This is a genomic window from Lonsdalea populi, from assembly GCF_015999465.1.
GTDB classification, from domain to species: domain Bacteria; phylum Pseudomonadota; class Gammaproteobacteria; order Enterobacterales; family Enterobacteriaceae; genus Lonsdalea; species Lonsdalea populi.
Genome location: NZ_CP065534.1, coordinates 908,545 through 932,789 on the forward strand (window position 1 = coordinate 908,545; position 24,245 = coordinate 932,789).

At 53.1% G+C, this 24,245-nt stretch carries 18 protein-coding genes, 1 tRNA gene and 1 pseudogene; 7 read left to right on the plus strand and 13 right to left on the minus strand.

Translation table 11 applies throughout. The features are described 5' to 3' along the window. Positions 1 to 212: 212 nt before the first annotated feature. The 7 genes from I6N93_RS04090 to I6N93_RS04120 are packed head-to-tail and all read right to left on the minus strand — an operon-like array spanning position 213 to position 9,863. A complete protein-coding gene (locus I6N93_RS04090; protein ID WP_085686769.1) occupies positions 213 to 929 on the minus strand; it encodes a M48 family metallopeptidase in 717 nt (238 codons plus the stop codon). Continuing rightward, the gene (locus I6N93_RS04095; RefSeq protein ID WP_085686767.1) at positions 929 to 4,024 is read right to left on the minus strand and encodes a type I restriction endonuclease subunit R; all 3,096 of its coding nucleotides are present in this window, start codon (positions 4,022 to 4,024) and stop codon (positions 929 to 931) included. Before I6N93_RS04095 ends, I6N93_RS04090 begins: the two co-directional genes overlap by 1 nt. Positions 4,025 to 4,044: 20 nt before the next feature. Continuing rightward, a complete protein-coding gene (darG, locus tag I6N93_RS04100; protein WP_085686765.1) occupies positions 4,045 to 5,112 on the minus strand; it encodes a type II toxin-antitoxin system antitoxin DNA ADP-ribosyl glycohydrolase DarG in 1,068 nt (355 codons plus the stop codon). Then, positions 5,109 to 5,765, minus strand: coding sequence for a type II toxin-antitoxin system toxin DNA ADP-ribosyl transferase DarT (darT, locus tag I6N93_RS04105; protein ID WP_085686763.1), 657 nt, complete (start codon positions 5,763 to 5,765; stop codon positions 5,109 to 5,111). Before darT ends, darG begins: the two co-directional genes overlap by 4 nt. A 12-nt stretch (positions 5,766 to 5,777) precedes the next feature. Then, entirely contained in the window at positions 5,778 to 7,133 is a 1,356-nt protein-coding gene (locus I6N93_RS04110; protein WP_176222535.1) for a restriction endonuclease subunit S, read from the minus strand. A 5-nt stretch (positions 7,134 to 7,138) separates the two neighbouring features. Then, positions 7,139 to 9,583: a type I restriction-modification system subunit M gene (locus I6N93_RS04115; RefSeq protein ID WP_085686761.1), complete on the minus strand. Its 2,445-nt coding sequence runs from the start codon at positions 9,581 to 9,583 to the stop codon at positions 7,139 to 7,141. A gap of 40 nt (positions 9,584 to 9,623) precedes the next feature. Beyond that, on the minus strand, positions 9,624 to 9,863 hold the full coding sequence (locus I6N93_RS04120; RefSeq protein WP_085686759.1) for an HTH-like domain-containing protein: 240 nt from the start codon (positions 9,861 to 9,863) through the stop codon (positions 9,624 to 9,626). A gap of 400 nt (positions 9,864 to 10,263) precedes the next feature. On the opposite strand from I6N93_RS04120, the gene I6N93_RS04130 reads away from it, so the two are divergent. The 3 genes and pseudogenes from I6N93_RS04130 (at position 10,264) to I6N93_RS04140 (ending at position 12,593) form a co-directional block, all read left to right on the plus strand. Then, positions 10,264 to 10,725, plus strand: coding sequence for a hypothetical protein (locus tag I6N93_RS04130; protein ID WP_085686757.1), 462 nt, complete (start codon positions 10,264 to 10,266; stop codon positions 10,723 to 10,725). After that, a complete protein-coding gene (locus I6N93_RS04135; protein WP_085686755.1) occupies positions 10,722 to 10,943 on the plus strand; it encodes a helix-turn-helix domain-containing protein in 222 nt (73 codons plus the stop codon). Before I6N93_RS04130 ends, I6N93_RS04135 begins: the two co-directional genes overlap by 4 nt. A 768-nt stretch (positions 10,944 to 11,711) precedes the next feature. Next, positions 11,712 to 12,593, plus strand: a pseudogene (locus I6N93_RS04140) (integrase domain-containing protein). Positions 12,594 to 12,887: 294 nt separating this feature from the next. Here the strand turns inward: I6N93_RS04140 and I6N93_RS04145 are convergent. Both I6N93_RS04145 and I6N93_RS04150 read right to left on the minus strand, forming a co-directional pair. After that, positions 12,888 to 14,147: a tyrosine-type recombinase/integrase gene (locus I6N93_RS04145; protein WP_085686753.1), complete on the minus strand. Its 1,260-nt coding sequence runs from the start codon at positions 14,145 to 14,147 to the stop codon at positions 12,888 to 12,890. 163 nt (positions 14,148 to 14,310) lie between these two features. Further along, positions 14,311 to 14,386: transfer RNA gene (locus I6N93_RS04150), tRNA-Phe, on the minus strand. Positions 14,387 to 14,993: 607 nt separating this feature from the next. Here I6N93_RS04150 and I6N93_RS04155 point away from each other — a divergent pair. Then, complete coding sequence (locus tag I6N93_RS04155) at positions 14,994 to 17,147, plus strand: ornithine decarboxylase (RefSeq protein WP_085686751.1); 2,154 nt, start codon at positions 14,994 to 14,996, stop codon at positions 17,145 to 17,147. A 49-nt stretch (positions 17,148 to 17,196) separates the two neighbouring features. Here I6N93_RS04155 and ansP read toward each other — a convergent pair whose 3' ends face one another. The 4 genes from ansP to mutY form a co-directional block, all read right to left on the minus strand. Beyond that, positions 17,197 to 18,675, minus strand: a complete 1,479-nt coding sequence (ansP, locus tag I6N93_RS04160) for an L-asparagine permease (protein ID WP_085686749.1) — start codon at positions 18,673 to 18,675, stop codon at positions 17,197 to 17,199. A 475-nt stretch (positions 18,676 to 19,150) separates the two neighbouring features. Continuing rightward, positions 19,151 to 20,224, minus strand: coding sequence for a membrane-bound lytic murein transglycosylase MltC (gene mltC / locus I6N93_RS04165; RefSeq protein ID WP_085686747.1), 1,074 nt, complete (start codon positions 20,222 to 20,224; stop codon positions 19,151 to 19,153). A 55-nt stretch (positions 20,225 to 20,279) separates the two neighbouring features. Then, positions 20,280 to 20,552, minus strand: coding sequence for an oxidative damage protection protein (locus tag I6N93_RS04170; protein ID WP_085686745.1), 273 nt, complete (start codon positions 20,550 to 20,552; stop codon positions 20,280 to 20,282). 2 nt (positions 20,553 to 20,554) lie between these two features. Next, entirely contained in the window at positions 20,555 to 21,643 is a 1,089-nt protein-coding gene (gene mutY, locus I6N93_RS04175) for an A/G-specific adenine glycosylase (protein WP_085686743.1), read from the minus strand. A gap of 194 nt (positions 21,644 to 21,837) precedes the next feature. Between mutY and trmB the strand changes: the two genes are divergently transcribed. The 3 genes from trmB (at position 21,838) to I6N93_RS04190 (ending at position 23,718) form a co-directional block, all read left to right on the plus strand. Beyond that, entirely contained in the window at positions 21,838 to 22,557 is a 720-nt protein-coding gene (gene trmB, locus I6N93_RS04180; protein WP_085686741.1) for a tRNA (guanosine(46)-N7)-methyltransferase TrmB, read from the plus strand. Then, the gene (locus I6N93_RS04185) at positions 22,557 to 22,901 is read left to right on the plus strand and encodes a YggL family protein (RefSeq protein ID WP_085686739.1); all 345 of its coding nucleotides are present in this window, start codon (positions 22,557 to 22,559) and stop codon (positions 22,899 to 22,901) included. Before trmB ends, I6N93_RS04185 begins: the two co-directional genes overlap by 1 nt. A gap of 94 nt (positions 22,902 to 22,995) precedes the next feature. Beyond that, positions 22,996 to 23,718 (plus strand): YggN family protein, encoded by a 723-nt coding sequence (locus I6N93_RS04190; RefSeq protein WP_099017419.1) that lies wholly within the window; start codon positions 22,996 to 22,998, stop codon positions 23,716 to 23,718. Positions 23,719 to 24,245 lie beyond the last annotated feature (527 nt).

The window sequence follows — 24,245 nt, forward strand, 5'->3', positions numbered from 1 at the left end:
AAACGACCAAACGGCGCCCCCACTAAAGCCCCCATAAAAAATCGCTTTGTTTTTGTGATGGTTATCACGAAAAATCTCCTGCACGATTCATCATGCTGCGCCTCTTAACATCAGTAAGTTTAAAAAATCTCCTTACCGTCGCGCCAAAATAGACAAAATCACCAATAAATAAACTTAAACAACAACGAGCACCTGAACTCAATAAAAGTCCGTCAATATTCCCATGCTTCAAACGCCAGCGGCATCTTATTTAACAAGTCCCGATGCTCACGCCAGTTAGGGATAAATCGATCCATATGCAGACGAAAACGCTCGTTATGATGACGTTCCAGAAGGTGAACCAGTTCATGCACCAGAATATACTCCAGACATTCCGGCGGCTTCTTGACCAGTTCCAGATTGAGCCAGATCCGTTTCGTTGTGGTATTGCAGGTGCCCCAAAAGGTTTTCATCTTTTTGATGCCCCAGAACGTCGGGGGAACGCCGGTTCTTGCCTGCCATTCGGGCAGTAATTTGGCAACCTGCTGTTTTAGTTCATGTCGATAAAACTCGTTTAATACCAGTGCCTTATTGTCATTGCTGGTTCCCTGCTGGATATAAAGCTGGAGTTTATTGTTCCCTGCGACTTTCACTTCATGACGTCCCTGACGCTCAATCACAAACAGGCGATATTTACGGCCCCAAAGATAGTGGCATTCTCCGCTGACCATCTCCCGTTCGGACTGGCGGGGTTGTCTGGCGAAATCCTGCTGCTGCTTTCTGATCCAGCGAAAACGCGAGGCGACAGCCATCCGAATCGCTGTTTCCGTCATGTGTTCCGGGGCTGAAACGCGGACTTTGCCGTCGGGCGGCAGGACGCTGATGTGCAGGTTCTTAATCGCTTTACGATTAACCTGCAAACGTAGCGCGCCTATCTGCATAACCGGCATCAGCGGTATTCCTTCTGCTTGCGGGCAAGCTCTATAACCGCATCAATGTTGACGTCATAACTGGCGGTCTCTTCGCGTAATGCGCAGGCGATTTCCCGCTCCTTAAAACGATCGCCAATCCATTCCGCTTTTTTGGTGTAGCGGATCGTCGTATCAATGCGGGTTGCCAGCACTTCATCATGGCCGAAGTTATCATAGAACGCGCGTTTCGCTTGTGTGTCCATTGAGTCAGGGTAGGATGCTCCGGCGGTTTGTTCCGGGCGAATGACTTGTTTACACAAATCACGGATACGCTCCAGATACTGCTGATAATCAAGCGCATTCTGGCGGCGAAGGGTAATCAGTTCATCCAGCAACAGCGACATGCGCCCGTAATATTTCGGGTTCACCGGATTTTCATCTACGATGGTTTTACGCACATTGTTTTCGATGGTTTCCGCCATTGCATCCTGATTATTGCGAATATCATCCGGCAGGGCGGATAGTGCCGACGCGCCCTTTTCAACAATGAGTTCGATCAGGCTTAACTCTTCGAAATCCATCAGCACTTCGCTGCCGTCGGCGCGAACGTACATATCCAGCAGGTGACGCATGGCGGGCTCAAAGCGTTTCATATCCAGCAGATCGCCGCTGGTCAGTTTAATTTCGTAACGTAGTTTCTCGAATTCAGCGACTTCGGCGCGAATGCTTTCTGCCTCCTTGATGGTATAACCCGCTTCTGGCATTTCATTCGCCAGACTGGCGTAAGCACGCAGCAGGCGGGCGACATTCTGATAGAACGACAGGCGTAGCGCTTCTTTCTCGCTTAATGCCGTCTGATTTTCTCCCGACTCGCCGCAGAAATAGTGCTGATAGTCCTGCAAACTACGCGGTGCTCTGACGGGCTCGCACAGGCTACGAACCACCTCCAGCGCACTGTTGAGATCCAGACGCGCCTGCTCCAGACGGTTCTTCAGCAGGCCATCAACATCTTCCTGATCGTAATCGTCGAATGCGCCTGTGGTGTAATCGGTTATCGCTTTATCCAGTGAGCGAAACAGATCTTTATAATCGATAATGTAACCATACTCTTTATCTTCTCCGTCCAGCCGGTTTACCCGGCAAATCGCCTGAAATAGCGTATGGTCAGTCATGGTCTTATCGATATAGAGATAAGTCGCAGAGGGTGCATCAAAGCCGGTCAGCAGCTTATCCACTACAATGAGCAGGCGCATTTGCCCCGGTTCATTAATAAAGCGCTGTTTAACTTCCCGCTCGAATTCGGCGATGCGTCCGGCAACCTTCTCTTCGCTTTGCTCAAAATAGTCGGCCAGCATTTTGCGATAGGTTGAGAATTTAAACAGCTTCTCGGTCAGACCCGCGCCGGTTTCTTCACCTTTGATGCTGGTCGCATCGGGGCGGAAGCTGGTCACAATCGCCACTTTCCCCGCCAGATCGGTCTGGCTGAACATCTCATAAACCTTACAGGCCTGATACACGCTGCTGCACACCAGCATGGCGTTGCCGCGCCCGTCCATCAGGCGCGGGCGAGTGTCCATATCCAGCAGAATATCGTTAACGATCTGCTCAAGCCGTGATTTGCTGGAAAGCAGCTTCTGCATTGAGCCCCATTTCTGCTTAAGCTGGGTTTTAGCTAAATTCGACAGGCCGCGCGTCTTGGCCTCAAACCAGTCATCGACCTTTTTCTCTGACGTCAGATACTGATCGATATCGCGGGCCTCATAGCGCAGATCCAGCACCACGCCGTCTGCTACCGCCTCATCAAATTTATAGGTATGGATATAAGGGCCGAAAACCTCTACCGACTTTTTCTTATCTTTCTTCATCAACGGTGTGCCGGTAAAACCGATAAACAGGGCTTCCGGCAGAATGGTGGTCATGGCGTTATGTAACTTGCCGGACTGCGTGCGGTGACACTCATCCACGAAGACGAACAGATCGCCTTTGGCGTGGAACGTTTTCGTCAGGGATTGCTGTAATTCGGTGATAAAGGCGTCGGTTGCCGCATTGTCTTCCGCTTCGCTGCGGCGACCGAATTTATGCACCAGCGAACAGATCAGCCACGGATTTGGGTGATTGAGCGTTGCAATAAGATCGTTACCGCTGGAGGTACGATAAATGTCTTCATCCACCCCCATAAACACGCTTTCGATCTGCTCATCCAGTTCAGTGCGATCAGTCACAATCAGCACGCGGGAGTTCGGCACGTTTTCGCGGATCCATTTCGCCAGCCAGACCATCGTCAGGCTTTTGCCCGATCCCTGCGTGTGCCAGATAATCCCGCCTTCACGACGGGTAATATGCTGTTTAGCCGCCTCGACGCCGAAAAACTGATTATGGCGACACAGTTTTTTCACTCCGGCGTCAAAGGCAATGTAATTATGGACAATATCCAGCAGCCTTGATTTGCTGCAAAGGCGACTCAAATGAAAATCGAGCTTATGCGTACAGATGCCGGGATTATCTTCCTTCCACTCCAGATAATATTTTTCCGGCGTTTCGGTCGTGCCGTAGCGCAATCCCTGCGTAACGTTGCCCGCCATTACAAGCTGTATGGTGGTGAAGAAATTGCGGATAAAGGTTTTCTTTTGATTATCGAGATTTTGCCGGATGCCTTCGCTGACGTGGACTGACGAACGTTTAAGCTCAATGACGCCCAGCGCGATGCCGTTAACGTACAGCACCAGATCCGGGCGCTTGCGATATTCGCCTTTCACCGTCACCTCGTCGGCGATGGCGAAATCATTGGCTTCAGGATGCGCCCAGTCAATCAGCCACACGGTCTGATTCTGCTCGCCCGCGCCTTCCTTTTCCTTCACGCCGTAACGCAGCAGGCGGTAGACCTCTTTATTGGCGTAATACAGTTTCTTGCCTTCACCCAGCGCGGCGGCGGAATCCAGTTGCCGAAGTACGCGAGTAATAAGGGTATCGCTGACGCCGCGCCGTTTCAGCCATGCGCTCAGTATTTCCGTGTCGATATTGCTGTCCCCAGCATACCCGTCGCTCCGGCTTAGATAGCGGTATCTTAAATCCTGAACAAAAAACTGAATCAGACGCTGCTGTGTGGCGCGTTCGCGCTGGCCGATGGTGCTCAAAAGGCGCTCTCCTTAAACCCTCAGCAATGGAACTCCATTACGCGGTTAATGGCGAATTGTAGATTATTATCATCGAATAGTTTCATCTTGCGGCTGGCCCAGTGTTCGCCCGCAGGCCACTGGCTTAGCCCCTCTTTAACGGAGTCCAGCGTGGGCTGGCATTTGTCGCAGGTAAGCAACCAGTCCACGGTCGCCAACAACTCCATACCGAATGGGGATTCAAAGCCGTCTATTAACTGGCTAACCTGCTCCAATGCTGGCAACCACGTTTTAGCTTCGCTATTCAGATAAGTATTTACGTGGTCTTTTTCCCGATCGTTAAACCAGATCACATCCAGCGGCTGGCTGTCCGGGATGCGTTTTTCCGCTTTCAGATAGTTGCCGTCTAGCGCATTAAGCAGATGAGTCAGGTTGTGCGCATAAGGGCCATAGTTGTGCGCTTCAAATCGCAGTTTCAGCACGTTTTCTTGCTGATGCAACTTAATGGCACGCTGTAGAAGCCATGCCAGCTTCTGAATCTCCAGCAGGCTGCACTCCATCCCCAGCACCCAGTAACGGCGCACCAGTTCAGCGATCATCGCTCTGGCGGGGGTGAGCTTTTTTACACCGGTGCTTTTGGCAACGTTCTGGTATTTTTCGGTGGGCTCATAAATCAGGATTTCAACGTCCTGAAGGTCGCCCAGCGCAGATTCAATATGCGCTCGAACGTCCGGCCAGTTCAGACCGCCGTTGCCTGCCCCCAGCGGTGGTATGGCGATGGACTGCACCTGTTTTTCGATCAAAAAGCGGCGTAAGTCCTGCAAACCGTCTTCAATCCACTCCATACGCGAGTCGGTGCGCCAGTGCTGTTTGGTAGGGAAGTTGACAATCCAGCGCGGTCCCATCAGTTCGCCAGTTTCGGTAATAAACATTTTACCGGTTATCACCTGTTTTTGTTTGCAGGCGAGAGCGTAGGCTTTCATATTGGCGGGAAAGCGCTCTTTGAACATCAGCGCGATGCCTTTACCCATGACACCGACGGTATTAACCGTATTCACCAGTGCTTCCACGGGCGCATCCAGTAAGTTGCCTTGTGTAAATGTGATCATGAGAAGTACCACCCGGCCCGTGCGTGAACGGGCATTGTCAGATTGCGTTGCGACAGCCACTGTTCTAATTGTAACTTGACGCTGTCGTTGTAACAAACCATCCCGCCCAGCAGTATGATTGGGCAGTGTTGCCAAATCAGCGCTTCGGCCTGATAGCGTTCAAATTTGCCCGGATCGTCAGGATCGCGGCGGAAATCCCGCGCCTGTAAAATAGGCCAGTCAATTTGGTTCAGGTTGTCCAACTCTGTGTAGTAGTTGGCCCAGTTATAGTAGGCGTGGCTATCGGTAAACACAAAAGGCACATTTTGCGCCGCCACGGTGCGCAGGCTGCTGACCAGAATGACGATTTCCTCATTGGGGCGCTGCTTAATGCCGCCACGCCCGCTGTGGATATTCATCAGCATCGGCGAGAAGGGGGTAAAGTAAAACGGCACATAGTCATGCAGTACGCCGCCCGTTCCGACAGGCACCGGATGCCCGGCGCGTTTGCTGATAAGCTCCGGGTTGCCGATATTGATCCAGTTTCCCGCCTGCACCGGGCTGTTGCCGCAGTGTAGACCGTTGTCCAGTATCCACGGGATATTATCCCGATGGACAATACGCCAGATCAGGGCTTTTTGTGGGTTGAGACTGGCACTGTAGTTATTAGCCATGTGCTTTCCCTTCTATATTAAGCGGGTTTTCCCAGTTAGCAGTTCCTGCATCATTCCCTGTTTAAGCTGACTGGTTTTCTCCAGACGCTGTTGCAGGACCTGAATTTCCTTGTCCATATCTGAGAGGATGGCGGCGATGGCGGTTTGTTCTTCTTTTGGAGGAACAGGAATAGGGATTGTTTGTAGGTTGTTTTTTGATATTCCAAAGACTTTCATACCCGTTGCCAGTCGGTCAATATTAGTTTTAACCGCAGGAATGGTATGCAGATAGCCCCGGAAGCCGTCTGCAAAAATATTATTCATATCACGTAACAGATATGTATGTAGCCCTGAAACTATCTTATTCTCTCTTGTATTTTGAATTTCAATACTTTTCCCTATGCCTGCATAGTCTTCTGATGCGTCGGCCATAATAATATCGCCATCTTCGATAAGCGAAGAAGATACCAGATCGCCTGATATTCTAGGAAGGTTATTACTCTCTAAATTTAGAATGTTGTCCCACTTTGTATGAATGTCACCATAATGAATGTATCCGTACTCTCCTGTATCAGAAAGATTACTTCTTGCATTTGTTGATGTGGACAGAAATGAAAATACCTGACCATAGGTTGAAATATTCCAATCCTCAGGGATTTCCCCCAATTCAGTATTTTTATACCCTTTAACGGTCCCATCTTCCCGCAATGCAAACTGTGGCAAACGAGTTTTACCCGTCAGGAATTGCTGCATAACGGCGGTTTTGATGGCCCGTTTTTTAGCGAGTAACTGATCCAGATCAGCAATCAGCACTTCAATATCAAATAGTACATTGGCAATAGCGGTTTGTTCTTCCCTTTGACTAGGAATAATAAATAAAAAATCTGCGATCTCAGTTCTGTTTATTTTTGGTATGCCACTTCTTGCAGAAACAGACTCAGCATATTTAGAAAATCGGTTCCCAAGAACTAACGGAAGAATATATTTAGGCTCAATTCCTTCTTTAGGTCTTAGAGGATACATATCTGCACTACATAGCCCATCAAAGTTAGCATAAATTGCTTTTTTCAAGTATGGACGTATTTTGCTATAGATAGTATCCCCAGAATGAAAAACATATTTACCACTTATAGCATTTTGCTCTTTGGCTGATTGCTTACTTATCAGTTTACCTGTTCCTGCTTCAATGTGGTCTGGAGCAATTAATATCATTGAAGAATATGGCTCACATATCGGCGATATTTGCCCACTAGCAATCGAAACTACATCAAAAAAAGGGACAACTTTCCAATCCTCTGGAATAATCCCCACCTCAGTCAATTTAAATCCCACAGGCACATCTTTCCCCGCCGCACCCGACTGCTGTTTCTCTATCACTAGATCTTGCATTGCCATCACCATACCAGCCCCATCGCCCGCAAATGCCCAGCCACCTTCTCACTCAACGCCGCAACGGACGCTTCAAGCGCTGGCAGCGGTTCGGCATAGCGTTCTTCCAGTTCCTTCACGCGCTCCGCCAGTTGCTGAGTGATACGTTCTATCTCCGCTTTAATCCCCATTTGCAAGGTTGCCAGCCATTTATCCTGCACCACCAGCGCCTTGATTGCCGGTTCGTCCAGCGTGGGATAATGTTTAAACACGGCACGATCCAGTGCCTCCTGTGCGGCTTTCTGCGCTTTTTTTGCGTTGGCTTCTGCCTTAATCAGCGCCAGACAGCGAGTCAGCGCTGCCAGTTCATCCGGGTCGGCGATGGTTTTCTTCAGATAAGTCAGGCGGGCATTTACCAGCTTTTGCGTCACCTTATCTTTGTCATTTTTCGCTTCCACCAGCAAATCTTCTTCACCAGCCTGCTCCTCAATAAACTCGGCTAACTGGCGGCTGGCTTCCTCACTGCGTTCCTGCGCGTTGTTCAGCGCTTCCAGCAATTCCGGGAAACAGCGTTTCTCTACCAGCGAACGGGGTAAAACGTCGGCCTTATAGCGCCGTTTGGTAAACTCGAAATCGTGCGTTTCTTTCCAGACGTTTTTTCCATCCTTGCCTTTTACCGGCTGGAGTTCGCGGATCTGAGCGGCAGCTTTCCAGCCATCTTGCATAATCACGTATACATCGTCCTGCATCATGTCGAACCAGTAGTCCATTAAAATCTGGTACACGCTGTATTTGTTCAATAGTTCACTGTTGGCGTACTGCGCCAGCAACATTTCGCCGATATCCTGTATCAGTTCTTTTGGTTTATCACCTTTGCCGATGTCGTCCAGCGCCGACTCTTTCACCCATGCCTTAAACGGCAGCAGGGTGCGGGTGGCGAAATCCTTAAACTCCTGATGCGCCAGAATAGTTGGTTTAACCTGTTGGGCTTCGACCCGCGCTCGACAGTAGCCAGGGCGATCGTCTGTAAACAGCACATCGCGCAGGGCAGGAAACACCTGCCAGTAGTCCTGCAAAGCATCGACATCGCGCATCGGAATACCACCTTGTAAGTGTGCGGTCAGATCGTGCAAATCTTCCGGCTCACCGCTGTCAATATAGCGAGGGATATTCAGGTTATAAGCATTCTGTTCACTGGCGATTTCGCTGACCGGCACCATCCGGCTGTAGCCGGGCTCCGTGCGCTGGTGGTTGAACGCGTCCACGATACGGTGAATATCCCGGCTGCGCAGGCGGTTCTTGTTGCCATCCTTGATAAAGCCCCGGCTGGCATCGATCATAAAAATGCCTTTGCGGCTGTGCGCGTGTTCTTTGTCAATCACGATAATGCACGCCGGGATACCGGTGCCGTAAAACAGGTTAGCCGGTAAGCCGATAATGCCTTTGATATAGCCCTGCTTGATCAGGTTTTCGCGGATAGCCGCCTCGGCGTTGCCGCGGAACAGCACGCCATGCGGCAAGATCACCGCGCCTTTTCCGGTGCTTTTCAGGCTTTTGATGATATGTAGCAAAAAGGTATAGTCGCCGTTCTTCTCCGGCGGAGTACCCCATACGAAGCGTTCAAACGGGTCTTTCTTCGGATTCACTCCGCTGGTCCAGTTTTTATTCGAAAACGGCGGGTTCGCTACAGCGAAGTCGAAGGCTTTCAGCTGGCCGTTGGCCTCTTTCCACTGGGGATCGCTCAGCGTATTGCCTTTCCAGATCTTAGCGGTCTCATTGTTGTGCAGGATCATATTCATCCGCGCCAACGCACTGGTGGCGTTGTCCATCTCCTGCCCATAGAGCGATAGCCCGCGGCGGGCTTCGTCGTTCACTTTCAGCAGCAGCGAACCGGAGCCGCAGGTCGGATCGTACACTGTCGCATCCTGCGGCGTTTCAGGCGTAATGCCGATCACCTTCGCCAGAATGCGTGATACTTCCGCTGGGGTATAAAACTGCCCTTTACTTTTGCCGGATTCAGTGGCGAAGTGGCGCATCAGATACTCATAGGCATCCCCCAGCAGATCGTCGCCTTCGGCCCGGTTGCCGGATAGATCCAGCCCCTCGAAGATGCCGACCAGTTTCGACAGCCGATCGATCATCTCTTTGCCTTTGCCGAGCTTGTCTTCATCGTCAAAGTCGGCCACGTCAATCACGCTTTTCAGATCGTTCTCAGCCGCCAGTTTCTGGATAATTTTGTTAATTTTGTCGCCGATCTCTTTGTCGCCTTTCAGCGCGACCATATCGTCAAAGCTTGCCCCTTTTGGGATGACGATCATCCCGTAGGGATCGTCTTTATATTTATCAGAGACATACTTCATAAACAGCAGGGTCAGCACATAGTCTTTATACTGGCTGGCATCCATCCCGCCACGCAATTCGTCGCAGCTTGCCCAAAGAGAGGAGTAAAGTTCAGTTTTTTTGATAGCCATTCAATGTCTCGTAAAACGTTGTGATATGCAGTAAGCCTGCTTACAGCAGTTCGGTGTTCAGACCCGCGGCTTTTAACCGCCGGGTTAAGTTACGCATTTTGCTGAATTCAGTACCCAGACTTTGACGCAGACCTGCCCCTTCGCAAAATTCTTTCGCCGTGATATGTTCCAGTTCATCGGCATATTTGATCATTTGCAGATGCAATTCGGCGATGTACTGGTTACGCGGGGCTTTGTCCAGTGCCTGCTTAATATGGTGGTAGATGTCTTGTTCATTCATATTGTGTGGGTGACTAAAGGTGTGTTAGCTAATTTGGCTAAATTAGCTAAATAGACCATTAAGTTCAAGCTCTATGATGACCGGCGTATTTATTTGCACAGTTTATGAGCGTAGAAAATCGCTTGCGGTTAATTCATCGCCGCGTTATCTTTTACCCGTACCTGCAAAATCAGGTGCCGGGATTGGAACCCCGATGAACCTCACTGGCGACGAGACGCCAACGCGTCTTTTTTTATGTCGCGCGTTTAGCTACACCCAAATTATGGTGGGCTGGGCGGGGGCACCGCAAGGTGCGCCGGTTTCAGTGAGGCCGGTAGTTCCAACCCCGTTCAGTCCACCACCCTGAGATTGGAACCTCTGGTGGTGGTTATAAGTTAACTTCTCACTGGAGGCTGCCATTATGGCTACAACCCTCAACCAGACTCACCCGTTACTTACCCACCCTTTTAATGCCGATACAGATTTTACCGTGCTGGCCGAGCATTGTGAAAAGTGCGCAGATACTCAGGCGGAATGCTACGATCCGGCGCTGAAGATGGCTCTCTGCGGTCGGCTTGCCGCCGGTCTTGCGCTGCTGAAACCGGGCCTAAGCGATCCCATTCCGCCTCACCTGATAGACAGCCTAACCGTTGATACCTTGCCCACAAATTCTCCCCGTTTTGCCCCCGATGCGGATACGCTTTGCGATTACTGTTTTACCCTGACTCAGCTTCTGCTTTGCCGGATGTTTCCACCACAAGCGGAAGAACAATTGCGTTGGCTTCTGGCGGAACTGGTTGATTACTTCGCTGCTGAACTGAAAGCCCCGCGCTGGATACGTACTGCGGATGGCGTGAAGTGTATTGATGAGGAGGCGGTATGAACCAACAGGATTGGCATCCCGCCGATATTATTGCGGCGCTGAAAAAGCGCGGAACGTCGATGGTAGCGGTTTCGCGTAATGCAGGGCTAGCCTCTTCCACGCTGGCGAATGCGCTGACAAAACACTGGCCCAAGGGAGAACGGCTGATTGCGGAAGCGTTGGGTGTTGCGCCTGCGGAAATCTGGCCTTCCCGTTACCGCAAGCCAGAGGAGCACTAAAGTAAAACAATCTCTCCCGTCCCGTTATCGGCGAACGCGGATAACGGGACGGGAGAAGGCAAGCGAAGCGCGGCAGCTTGTCATTCATAAAATGACTAAAAAATCAACAAACAACTCTATAAAAGCAAAAAACAGTTTTCCCTTTCTGCCTTGTTGCCACGGGTGTAAGTTTGCACCAGCACAAAATGCTTTATGACCTGAGAGAAGCGCCTGATGAATCAGGATGGTCAATCCCTTACCGGCGGCTACCTTTGCAAACTGCCGGACCGTCTAACAGACGGTTAAGGTCATCCTTGACTCTCTGCTCCAATCTATAAACGGCGTGACGGGCTGCGGTCAGCCTTTGCTGCCGAGTGACCGCTATCCTGCACCAGAATTTCAATTTTCACTCACTGCGCCAGTCCAGTGCGTCACTTTAACCGCGTCAGGCGGGAAAGTGACGCACCAGCGCTATGTTACTGCACCAGACAATTCAACTGCGCCAACACGCGGCGGAATTCTGACACCGTGATTCTACCCACTTTCACTCACAGGAGAACTTGAGCCGATACCGGAGGGGGATCAGGACGATCCGGGGGATAACCCGCGCAAGCGGGCGGCTGCTCAGAGAGCACCACCGAAGCCTCGCAATACCTCAACGGCTGCCGCCCCGGCGCTCAGGTATCGTTCGCAGCCCCGACAAAAAATTAGGGGCTATCGGCCTATGCGCCGGGGAAGGTTGTATCTGTTTTGGATTTTGCGGCAATCATGAAAAGGGGACATGTAAAAATGAGTCTTCTGGAGCAGGAAATGAAAACGCTGGCGCGGCAGGCGGGTGGCAGTCATAAAACCGTTCATGACCGTATGGCGCTGGCGCAGCGATTTTGTGAGCGCTTACTGGCGCAAAATGTGCAGATCCGGCGGGTGGAGCAACTGAAAGCGCGGCATATTGAGAGTTACGTTCGTGAACGGCTGGCGCAGAACATAACGAAACGTAGCCTGCAAAACGAAATGGCGGCGATCCGCTGTCTGCTGAAGCAGGCCGGGCGTGATCGGTTAGCAGCCAGTGAACGGCTGTCTAATAAATCGCTCGGCTTATCCGGCGCATCCCGTAATGGTACTCGGCAGGCTATAACGGCGGAGCATTATTAGCAGGTGCTGGAAACCGCTCGCGCAAAAGACGCGGGAATGGCGGCGGCGTTGGAACTATCAAGGTTGATGGGACTGCGTTCACAGGAAGCGGTGCAGTGTGCGCAGTCGCTCAGAACGTGGAAACAGGCGCTGGAGCGTGGTGAGTCCCGGCTGACCATCGTTTTTGGAACCAAAGGCGGACGGCCTCGCGAGACAATAATTCTGGACGCTGGCGCAGTCAGAAAAGCGCTGGGAAATGCGCTGGCTGTGGCAGAGAGCCGCAACGGTAGGCTGATTGATAAGCCCGACCTGAAAAGTGCGATGAAATATTGGCACGGTCAGGCTTCGCGTATCGGCTTGGCTGGCGCATATTCCCCGCATTCATTGCGCTACGCCTGGGCGCAGGATGCCATTCGTCATTATCTGGCGCACGGATTCAGCGAAAAAGAGGCGCTGGCGCTGACGGCGATGGATTTGGGCCACGGCGACGGGCGTGGGCGTTATGTGGCGCAGGTTTACGGACGGCGGGGAGAGGAGTGAGTTTCCGTGCTGGTGCAGCCGTTGATGAATGTTCGATCATTGCGTCAGCCAAAAGGAAAAAGGGCTAAAGGGTAAAGGATGCTAAGAGTAACAGCGCCAAACCGGAAAGGGCTAAAGGGCTGAAAAGGCCGTGATTGGCGCAGTTCGATGTTCGCTCGACGGAGAATCTGGTGCAGTCCTGCGATTTTCCCGGCATCAGTGAACGGGGGCAATGATACGCCCCAGCGCTGGTGCAAATAAAAAGCAGATCCACTGGCGCAAAGATCTGCTTTTCGGCGTCAATCAGTCATGGGCTTAGGCAACCTGAATATGTCTCTCAAAACGGTAAGCCGGGATGAATTTCTGCCGGCAGGCGTCGAGATAGTCCGACCACCATTGCATCATCTGCGTGCGTTCGTCGAGGTGCTCCGCCTTGTGGATATAGGCGGCACGAACGTGGTTACGCTCCTGATGGCTCATCTGCCGCTCCACAGCATCCTTTGACCAGCGGCCTGATTCAATCAATGCGCTACAGGCCATGGTGCGGAAACCGTGGCCGCAGATGTCCACCTGTGTGTCATAGCCCATCGTGCGCAGCGCCTTGTTGATGGTGTTTTCGCTCATCGGTTTGCGTGGATCGTGGTCGCCGGGAAACAGCAACTCACTGCTACCGGACAGCAGCTTTAGCTGCTTTAGTACCGTCACTGTCTGCGTTGACAGTGGCACCAGATGCGGCGTTTTCATTTTTGCGCCGCGCTCTGAGTGACGCACACCAGCAATAGCTTCCCGCTGTGCGGGAAGTGTCCACATGGCGTTATCCAGATCGATCTCTGCCCAACGTGCAAAACGTAATTCACTGGAGCGGATAAAGATCAGCAAATTAAGCTGTACCGCCAGCCTTGTTAGCCGTCTGCCGGAATAGCCTTCTATTCTTTCCAGTAGTTCCGGCAATTTTTCCAACGGCAGGGCAGGGTAATGGTTTTTCGGTGGTGGGGTGATAGCGCCGCAGAGGTCATTGGCCGGATTGCTGGCAATCAGTCCTTCTTGTACGGCGTAACGCATGATGACTGTCGTGCGTTGCTGTATCCGCGCGGCGGTTTCCAGATTGCCTTTTCTCTCCGCCTCCCGCAGTGGGATCAGCAAATCGGCGGTTTTCAGGTCGGTGACAAGGGCATTGCCGATGAGCGGGAAAACGTGTAGTTCTAGTGAACGCAGGACTTTGGCGGCATGTGCGTCACTCCAGCGAATGTTTGCGGCCACCCACTGACGTGAGATGGCCTCAAAGGTATTGCCGTTTTTTCTCGCCTGCTTGTCCTGCTGTTTCTTCACACCGGGATCGGCACCCGCGCTGAGTACCGCACGGGCTTCCTCGCGTAGCTTACGGGCATTTGCCAGCGTGACGGTGGGGTAAGCGCCAAACGCCAGCTTTTTCTCTTTGCTGCCGAAGCGGTATTTGAGATGCCAGAGTTTAGAACCGTTGGGTTTAATCAGCAGGTACAGACCCTGCGCGTCGCTGAGTTTGTAAGGTTTATCGAACGGCTTGGCGTTGCGGATGGCGGTATCTGTCAGAGGCATGGTGGGGGCTCCATAGTTTATCGAACCGGCAGGCCCCCAATTAAGCCCCCAAAAACTACGGATGTCAAAAAAACTGGTAGTACCTGTTGGTACTCCAGATTCTTATCAACTCACTGATTTTTCTATGTTCCCGGACGCATAAGGACATCCTGAAACTAAATAATGGTGCCCGGACTCGGAATCGAACCAAGGACACGGGGATTTTCAATCCCCTGCTCTACCGACTGAGCTATCCGGGCAACGGGGCGCATTAAACCGTATATCACCGGAGTCGTCAACGGGTTTCTGCCTTACGGTGCCTGCTTGCTCTATTTTCAAACAATGCCCCTAAATTCCTGCATGGGAGTGCTGCCTGCCACATCAAGGAAGGCGGTCTCTGATTTTCGCGGCTGTGTGGCGGGGGCTTTCTTGAATTCGATAAAAAATAGTGCGACTATTGCCCGGTTTTTGGCTTTTCTTTCATCTGTGATTATCGAGGGTCGTTGTTATGTCGGACTCAATGCTTTTGGTGCAGACGCTTGGCGCCATGACTTTGATGATGTCCCGGGACTCCGGTCACACTGCTGTAGCGCTTTCCTTCCCCAGTCTATCTCCCTTCATTATGCGGTGAGGCGTGTCGACGCTCATTGTTAGGCATGATTAAAAATAGAGTTATCGCTCTGATTTTACTGATGTCTATCGGATGGAGCTGGCTCCCGTTTTCCCTTTGTTCCGGCAGTTTTCTACATGAGCCATACACTTGAAGATATTGGCTGGCGGAACACGATCGGCGACGGCTGAGCGCGTCATCCCTGCGCTGTGTCTTTCAGGCACGTATACTCATCCTTGATCGTTTGGATTTGTTACATGAAACAGTTGAAAATTGCGGCTAATTCAGCGGTTGCCGCCCGTTTAATCACTGAACGACCGGTAGTAGCCCTGAGTCAGACCGACTTTACGGATATCGCTGCGGTAGTGGTCTCCGTAGAAGAAGCTCATAGCGGCATTTTGTCTGTGTTACATCACACGGGATTTTCCATTCCGGCCTTTGTGCTGCGCACGCCGGAAGAGGGCCGTCTCGAAATGCTCCCTCTGGGGAGTGAGTGGTTGATCCTGGACGACGCGGGTGAGCATGTCGCTCTGCTGGAGAATGCGGCCCGTGCCTATGAAGATGCGCTGTTGCCGCCGTTTTTCGACACGCTGACCCAATATATTGAAATGGGCACAACCACATTTGCGTGCCCGGGGCATCAGGGAGGGCAGTTCTTCCGCAAGCATCCCGCAGGGCGTCAGTTTTATGAATTTTATGGCGAAACACTGTTTCGATCGGATATCTGCAATGCGGATGTGACGTTGGGCGACCTGCTGATCCACGAAGGCGCCGCGAAAAAGGCCCAGAAATTTGCAGCCAAAGTCTTTAACGCGGACAAAACCTACTTTGTGCTGAACGGCACCTCGGCGGCGAACAAAGTCGTCACCAATGCCCTGCTGACGCGGGGCGATCTGGTGCTTTTCGACCGTAACAACCACAAGTCAAACCATCACGGCGCGTTGATTCAGGCAGGCGCAACGCCGGTGTATCTCGAAACGGCGCGAAACCCCTTCGGCTTGATTGGCGGCATCGACGCACACTGCTTCGACGAGGCTTATCTGCGTGAACAGATCAGGGCGGTAGCTCCTGAACGTGCGGAGGAAGCGAGGCCATTCCGTCTGGCGGTGATCCAATTGGGTACCTATGACGGCACCATTTATAACGCGCGTCAGGTGGTCGACAGCATCGGTCATCTGTGTGACTACATTTTGTTTGATTCCGCCTGGGTGGGCTACGAACAGTTTATTCCGATGATGGAGCAGTGCTCGCCGCTTCTGCTGGAACTCAATGAGAACGATCCGGGGATCTTCGTTACGCAGTCGGTACATAAGCAACAGGCCGGGTTCTCCCAGACGTCGCAGATCCACAAGAAAGACACGCACATCAAGGGGCAGAAGCGCTTCTGTAACCATAAGCGGCTCAACAACGCCTTTATGCTGCATGCCTCGACGAGTCCGTTCTATCCACTCTTCGCCGCGCTGGATGTCAACGCTAAGATGCATGAAGGTACCAGCGGCCGCCGTCTATGGCAGGAGTGTGTGAAGCTGGGGATTGAAACCCGCAAACAGTTGCTTGAACTGTGTGCCATGATCGCGCCTTTCGTCCCGACCTCGGTAGGGGGCATTCCCTGGCAGGATCACGACACGGACGCGATGGCGCAGGATGTGCGCTTTTTCCTCTTTGAGCCGGGAGAGCGCTGGCATGCCTTTGAGGGATATGCGCAGGATCAGTATTTCGTCGACCCGTGTAAGCTGCTGCTGACCACGCCCGGTATTGATGTGGAAACCGGTGAGTACACGCCGTTCGGTATACCGGCCACCATTCTGGCCAACTATCTACGCGAACACGGCATCATCCCGGAAAAATGCGATCTCAATACGATTCTGTTCCTGCTGACTCCGGCGGAAGATAGTCTCAAAATGCGGCATCTGGTGCAGGCGCTGGTGCGTTTCGAGCAGCTGATTGAGCAAGACGCCCTGCTGAGCGACGTTCTGCCGAGCCTGTATCAGAAGTATCGTCAGCGTTATGAAGGTTATACGCTGCGTCGGCTGTGTCAGGAAATGCACGATTTCTACGCGCGTCATGACGTGAAATGTCTGCAGAAGGCGATGTTCCGTCAGGTGGAGTTCCCGGCGGCGGTTATGCTGCCGCAGGAGGCGCACAGTTATTTCATCCGTGGCGATATCGAACTAATTGCGCTGGACGAGGCCGAAGGACGTATCGCCGCTGAGGGGGCGTTGCCGTATCCGCCGGGCGTGCTGTGCGTGGTGCCGGGAGAAGTGTGGGGGGGGGCGGTGCTACGTTACTTCCTGGCGCTGGAGGCCGGCCTGAGTCTGATGCCGGGCTTTGCGCCGGAGCTGCAGGGCGTCTATGCGGTGACGGAAGAAGATGGGCGCAAACGGCTATACACCCATGTGGTGTCGAACTAGGAACCGGATGAACCGGGGCGAAAGCCCCGGTGATAGACGTCAGGAAGCGTTACTGCTGGCTTGAGACTTCCTGCTGCTGCTCGTGCTCCTGTTTGACCAGATTCGCATCCTGCTTTTGGCGGCGCAGGCTGTACCAGCCCAACGTCAGCATGATGGCAAGCAGCGGCAGCGTAGAGATGGTGTAGGTGCCGTTGGGGTAATCGAACGCCATTAGTACTAGTACCGAAAGCAGGAATCCAAGCGTCAGCCAAGAGGTCACCGGCGCGCCGGGCATTTTGAAGCTGACCGATTTGGCTTTCCCTGCTTTAATCGCCTGACGCAGCTTCATCTGGCAGACAATGATAAAGCCCCATGAGCTGATGATGCCGAGCGAAGCGATATTCAATACGATCTCAAACACCTGCGACGGAACGATATAGTTCAGGAACACGCCGATGGCGTGGATACCTACGGTGACCAGAATACCGGCGTAAGGCACGGACTGCGCGCTCATTTTGGACATGAACTTCGGCGCAGAGCCGCCCAACGACAGCGAGCGTAGAATACGTCCAGTGGAGTACAGCCCGGAGTTGAGGCTGGACAGCGCCGCCGACAGCACCACGATATTCATGATGGTGCCGATGTAGGGGACGCCCAATTTGCTGAAGAACGTCACGAACGGACTTTGCCCTGCCTGATAGGCATTCCACGGCAGCAGACACACCAGCAGAATTACCGAGCCGACGTAGAACAGACCCACGCGCCAGATAACGCTGTTGATCGCCTTGGGCAGCATTTTCTCGGGATCTTTACACTCACCGGCGGCGGTACCGATTAGCTCCACCCCAGCAAAGGCGAATATGACGCCTTGTATCAGCACCAGCGCCGGCAGCATGCCGTGCGGGAATAGCCCGCCATTGTCGGTAATAAGATGGAAGCCGGTACGATTGCCGTCGAGCTCAAGGCCGGTGCCGAGATAAATGGTCCCCACGATCAGGAACAGTGAAATCGCGACGACTTTGACGAGCGCGAACCAGAACTCCGCTTCCGCAAACCATTTCACGCCGATCATGTTCATGGTGGTGATAAGCGCCAGCGCGCTGAGGGCGAAGACCCACTGCGGCACGTCGGCAAATGTGCCCCAGTAGTGCATGTAGAGCGCTACGGCGGTGATGTCGACGATACCGGTCATTGCCCAGTTAAGAAAATACATCCAACCTGCGACGTATGAGGCTTTCTCTCCGAGAAACTCTCGGGCATAGGAGACGAAGCTGCCGCTGCTAGGGCGGTGCAGTACCAGTTCACCCAATGCGCGCAGAATGAAAAAGGAAAAAATACCGCAAGCCAGATAAACGAGAGCCAAGGAGGGGCCGGCCATCTGTAAACGAGCGCCCGCGCCTAAAAACAGGCCGGTACCGATAGATCCGCCGATGGCGATCATCTGTACCTGTCGGTTACCCATGGTTTTGTGATATCCCACTTCGTGTGAATCGAGCCAGCGTCGCTTGGCCGCATGGCGTTCAGAGTCTTTGCTTTTATGCTGATTCATTACCCGTCCAGATCCCTTTTCTTATCATTCATAAGAAAGAAATGACATATTATTTAATAAGTTAACCGTTAAAGTTCGGCCTCTGCATATGCCGCCAGTCCCTAGCGGTATGCTGGGGCAGGAATTAAGAAACGACTGCGATGCTACCTTTTCTTGGCATCCTAGGCAAAAATTGTCTGCGTTAGTAGTGCATGAAATAAAGATAATAATCATGCTTGATTATAATAACATAGTGAAATATTGGGGTGTTTTAGGTTTTTTGTAGTGATTGTCACTGTTCAACAGAGTGGGCATAGCATTTGCTTATAAGCGCTCTCTTGCTGGTGCTGGCCGCAAATTCGTCAAGGAACGGGGCACTGGAGTGAAGCCGTTAACCGCGATGAACGCGATAGACAGTGGTCTGGCATCCTCAACAGAGTACCGAGGGAGGCTTACCGCTCCCGAACCTCCAGCCGGGCCGGAGGTTCGGGCGTCATCAGCGACGGTAGTTTCTCTGCGCCGAGTTCACCTTGTACAGATAGCGGCGGGACTCCTGAGAAGGGTGCCGCGTCGTCAGCGTTTGGTAGACATCGTTAGGAGACATGCCGTTAATGGCGCTCACCGCGGCGTCTTTGTCGCTGGAAAACACACGCAGCACGCTGCCCGCGCCGCCATTATAAGCGGTGATGACCGCATAGCGTTGTGATGTCGGGTTCTTGATGCCCGCCAGATACACATTTTTCAGTATGGCTAGATAAGCCGCGCCGGTATCGATATTGTTTTCCGGATCGAACAGGTAGCTGCGGCTCGGCTGCCCCCATTTCCCCTTCATCTTGAAGACATCGCGTCCTGCGCTGTGCTGCACGACCTGCATCAGACCCAGGGCGTCGGAATGGCTGACGGCATAGGGGTTGAAGCTCGATTCGGTCTGCATGATAGCCAAGATCAGGGAAGGTTCGACACCATAGCGATCCGCAGCCTTACGTACCAGCGGCAGATATTTGTGGGCACGCTTGTCCAGATGGTTCGGCACCAGCTGAAGGGTGACCGTCCAGATCACATGCACGCCCGAGGTGCGGCGTTGCAGCTTGTGCTGGATCAGATAATCCGCAAAGCTGCCGGCGCGGCCTTCCCAACGGATAGGTTCGCCGGTGTTATCCAGCACCTGACCGTACAGCAGCGGCTCACGGCTGATCTGAATATCGTTGGCATCCGAATACAGGTCGGCGTTACTGGCGTCATCGCCCATCAACAGCGTGGTGACGATCGCCTGACGGAGGCTGGTTTCGTAGTTAGTCGGGTTAATGGTTTCGATCGTGATCGTACCGGCATCGAAGTTGACGTGGCTACGGGTCAGATATTGGTCGGAATATTTAACGTAATCCTTGGGGCCGGCGATCAACACTTCGTTGATGCCCCAGATGTTTTCGATGTTATTGGCGAATTGCCCCATCAAAATATCAAAGGCGTTGGTGTCTTTGACATAGGCTTCAGCATCCTCGCTGCCTTTGTTGCTGGAACAAGAGATCAGCAGCGGAGCGATGCACAGCAAAGCTAGCAGTTTCTTCATCATATCAGGCCATGTCGGGAGCGTGAGTTATCAGGGCCGGCAGGCCCCTGCGCGATTACTGATCTTCCGGCGTGTAGCCGTCGATTTTCACGTCCTTGCCTTCAAAAAGAAACTTTCTCATCTCTTCTTCCAGCAGCTTACGGTCTTCCACATTCATCATGCTGAGCTTTTTCTCGTTGATCAGCATCGTCTGCTTGGTTTGCCACTGGCCCCAGGCTTCCTTGGATATTTCGTTATAAATGCGTTTTCCCAGCTCGCCCGGATACAGCTGAAAATCCTGGCCTTCGGCCTCACATTGTAAAAAAGTACAAAAAATAGTTCTGCTCATGCTTATTCCTCGTGATTGGGCGCGCAGACGTCTACGAAGACAGACTGCGACTGAGCCAACTGTTGCAGCAGGCGTTCTACCGGGGCTGCAAGCCCCACAGATGGCGGCTGGGCTAAGTTATACCAGAGACCGGCGCCTTCATCCATGCAGGCGCTCTGGCTGGAAACATCCAGCAACAGAGGGACGATATCCAGATGAAAGTGGCTGAAGGTATGTCGAAACGCGATACCCTGTTGTAGTCCGGTTAATGGCATTCCCCGCTGGCGAAGCCAGGTGTGCGCTTCATCATGGGTCGCGAACTGGGGAAAACAGAATAATCCGCCCCACAGCCCCACGGCCGGACGCTGTTCCAGCCAGACGCGCTGTTGTTGCCGGACCATCACAAACCAGGCGCTTTTCTCCGGAATCGTCTGCTTGGGTTTTTTGCCCGGATAATCCGCCCAGTTGTGGTTAGCGTAGGCGATACACTGGGCGTTGAGCGGACAAAGTTCGCATTTGGGGCGGCTGCGTGTGCAGATCATCGCGCCCAAATCCATCATAGCCTGATTAAACGCGCCTACGCCTTTTGCTGGCGTAACGGTTTCGCTGATATTCCACAGGCGGTTCTCCACCTCTTTTTTACCCGGCCAGCCGGTGACGGCGTAGCAGCGTGCGAGCACGCGCTTCACGTTGCCATCCAGAATAGGGTAGTGCTGGCCCTGAGCCAGAGAAAGAATAGCGCCTGCGGTCGAACGACCAATGCCAGGCAGCGCGACGATATCGTCGAAGGTCGTGGGGAATTCACCGCCATGCTGTTCGACGATGATCTGCGCCGCTTTGTACAGGTTCCGTGCCCGGGCATAGTAGCCAAGCCCGGTCCAGAGGTGCAGCACCTCATCCAACGGCGCGGCCGCCAGCGCGCGAACGTCCGGGAAGCGGTCGATAAAGCGCTGAAAGTAAGGGATAACGGTGGCGACCTGCGTTTGTTGCAGCATGACCTCGGACAGCCAGACCTGATAGGCCGTTTTATCGCGTTGCCAGGGCAGCGTTTTACGACCGTAGCGTTCGTACCATTCCAGCACCTGTTGTGCGAACTGTTGCGCTTGCATCATAAGAAAGAATCGCTATACGGCGGCTAAAAATTGACAGCGATTCCAGCACAGTGTGAATGGGCTGTAAACCCGAACTTTCATGATCTTCTTCCCGCCCAAGCCGGCGGGCCTGCCGAGGAGATAGGAAAGCATTTTTCATAGGTATCCATTATACTGCGCGCTTGTTTCATAACCCCTGACCACGTGTAAGCACTATGATCAACAACGTCATCTCTCCGGAATTTGATGAAAATGGTCGCCCTATGCGGCGTATTCGCAGTTTCGTTCGTCGCCAGGGGCGATTGACCAAAGGGCAACAACAGGCGCTGGACAGCCTGTGGCCGGCGATGGGCGTGGAGTATCAGGACGACGCGCTGGACTTTACCTCGCTGTTCGGACGCGATGCGCCGGTAGTGCTGGAAATCGGATTCGGCATGGGCGCTTCGCTGGTCAAGATGGCCGAACAGCATCCGGAACAGAACTTCCTGGGCATCGAAGTGCATCTGCCCGGCGTGGGCGCCTGCCTGGCTTCCGCGCACGAAGCCGGCATCGAGAATCTGCGCGTGATGTGCCACGATGCGGTAGACGTGATGAACAAGATGATCCCCGCGGGATCGCTGTCCATGGTGCAGTTGTTCTTCCCCGATCCGTGGCACAAAGCGCGGCACAATAAGCGGCGTATCGTACAGCCGCCGTTTGCCGAGCTGGTGCGCAGCAAGTTGAACATCGGCGGTGTGTTCCATATGGCGACCGACTGGGAACCTTATGCCGAGCACATGCTCGAAGTGATGGGGGCGCTCGACGGTTATCGCAACCTGTCCGACAGCCAGGACTATGTACCGCGTCCGGCGTCACGCCCGTTAACGAAATTTGAAGCCCGCGGCCAGCGTTTAGGCCACGGCGTTTGGGATCTCATGTTTGAGAGGAAAGAGTAATGGCGATTAATCGCAGCCGACGTTTACGTAAAAAGTTACACATTGAAGAATTCAAGGAACTGGGTTTCTCAGTCGGCTTCCGTTTCGCGGAAGGCTCGTCTGTTGAAACTATCGACGGGCTGCTGAATAGCTTTGTTGACGATGTTATCGAACCCCGCGGTCTGGCTTTTGAAGGCAGCGGCTACCTACAGTGGCAGGGACTGGTTTGCCAGCAGAAACTGGGCAACTGTACGGACGAACACCGTCAGTGGGTCAAAGAGTGGCTGGAGTCACAGCCACTGAGCGACGTGACCGTCAGCGACCTGTTCGACATCTGGTGGGATCTGCCGCCGAACCTTGGCTAAAGCGCAGGCGCATGGCGGCAGGCCGATTTTGATCCTGTGCCTATACTGCTATCGTTGAGGCGCCTGATGGGCGCCCTTTTTTTCAGGAGTCACTATGTTGTTGCGTAATCTTGTCTTCGGTGCACTGATGCTATTGACCTGGCAGGCGCGGGCGGAGTACCAATGCCCGGTTCAGCCGCAGGATGACATCACCATCACTCCGCAAAGCGTGAAGGTGGTGGGTGCCAGCGGTAACCTGCAGTTCTCGCCGGAAGGGAATGTGGTCAAAGATAACCGTGAGCTGACCCTGACGTCTGAACAGCGGCGGCAGGCCAGAGAATATCAGGCGGAACTGCGCGAGCAACTGCCGTGGATAGATGCGGGCGCGCAACAGCATCTGGAAAAGGCGCGTCAGTCGCTGGATAAAGTGATCGTTCAGCAACTGGGGAGCGACAGTCATGTCCGTAGCCGCCTGACCACGCTTAATACCCAGCTCAAACAACAAATGAATCGCATCATTGAGCACCGTCCCGACGGGCTGGCCTTCCACCATCAGGCGATTAAGCAGGTAGAGCAGGATGGCCGCCAGATGGTGCAGCAGACGCTGGGCGGCGTGTTGCAGGACAGCCTGAATGAGATGGGCGTCAAACAAATGGCCAACGCCGGCGGCGATAACCCGTTGCAGGCCGTCATGAGTAATCTCGGCGGGCTGCAACAGGCGATTCAAACGGAATGGAACAATCAGGAAATGGATTTTCAACGCTTCGGACGTGACGTGTGCCAGCGCGTGACCGGTCTGGAAGAACAGCGTAAAACGCTGCTAAAAACTCTGCCTTAACGGGCACCAGACGACGGGGCTGCATGCCCCGTTTCTTTTTCGTACATCGTTACGCCGCCTGTTTCTTTGGCTTTTCAGCGCTCAAGGCCATTGATCTCTCCCCCTTTTGCCATTCTATTAAATTCCTTATGTGCCTTATCCAATATCGTCAGGATAGCGTAAAGAAAGCGTCCTTTTCTCGTTATTGAAAGCGGGGTTCCTGCCTATAATGGCCGCTGCAGCGACGACATTGCATGGATGCAGAGGCAGTGTGAAAGGCTATTTCTTTCGTCGCGGGTATAGGCATCATCGCCCCCGCGCAACGCGACGCATTCCTCAGGCTGACACCGTCTTATGGACGCCTCTCTTTGCTGAGAGGAGAGCCGTGCATTACCCGTATTTCGTACAACGTCATTTCTGTTTTCACGGCAGCCCACCGACTACGCGCCCCACATAAGGCGAGAAAGTCAGAGGGAATGCCATGTGCACTGCGCGTTCGGAATTAATACGCGGCACCACCATCACGTCAACGTTTCACAGGGAGCAGT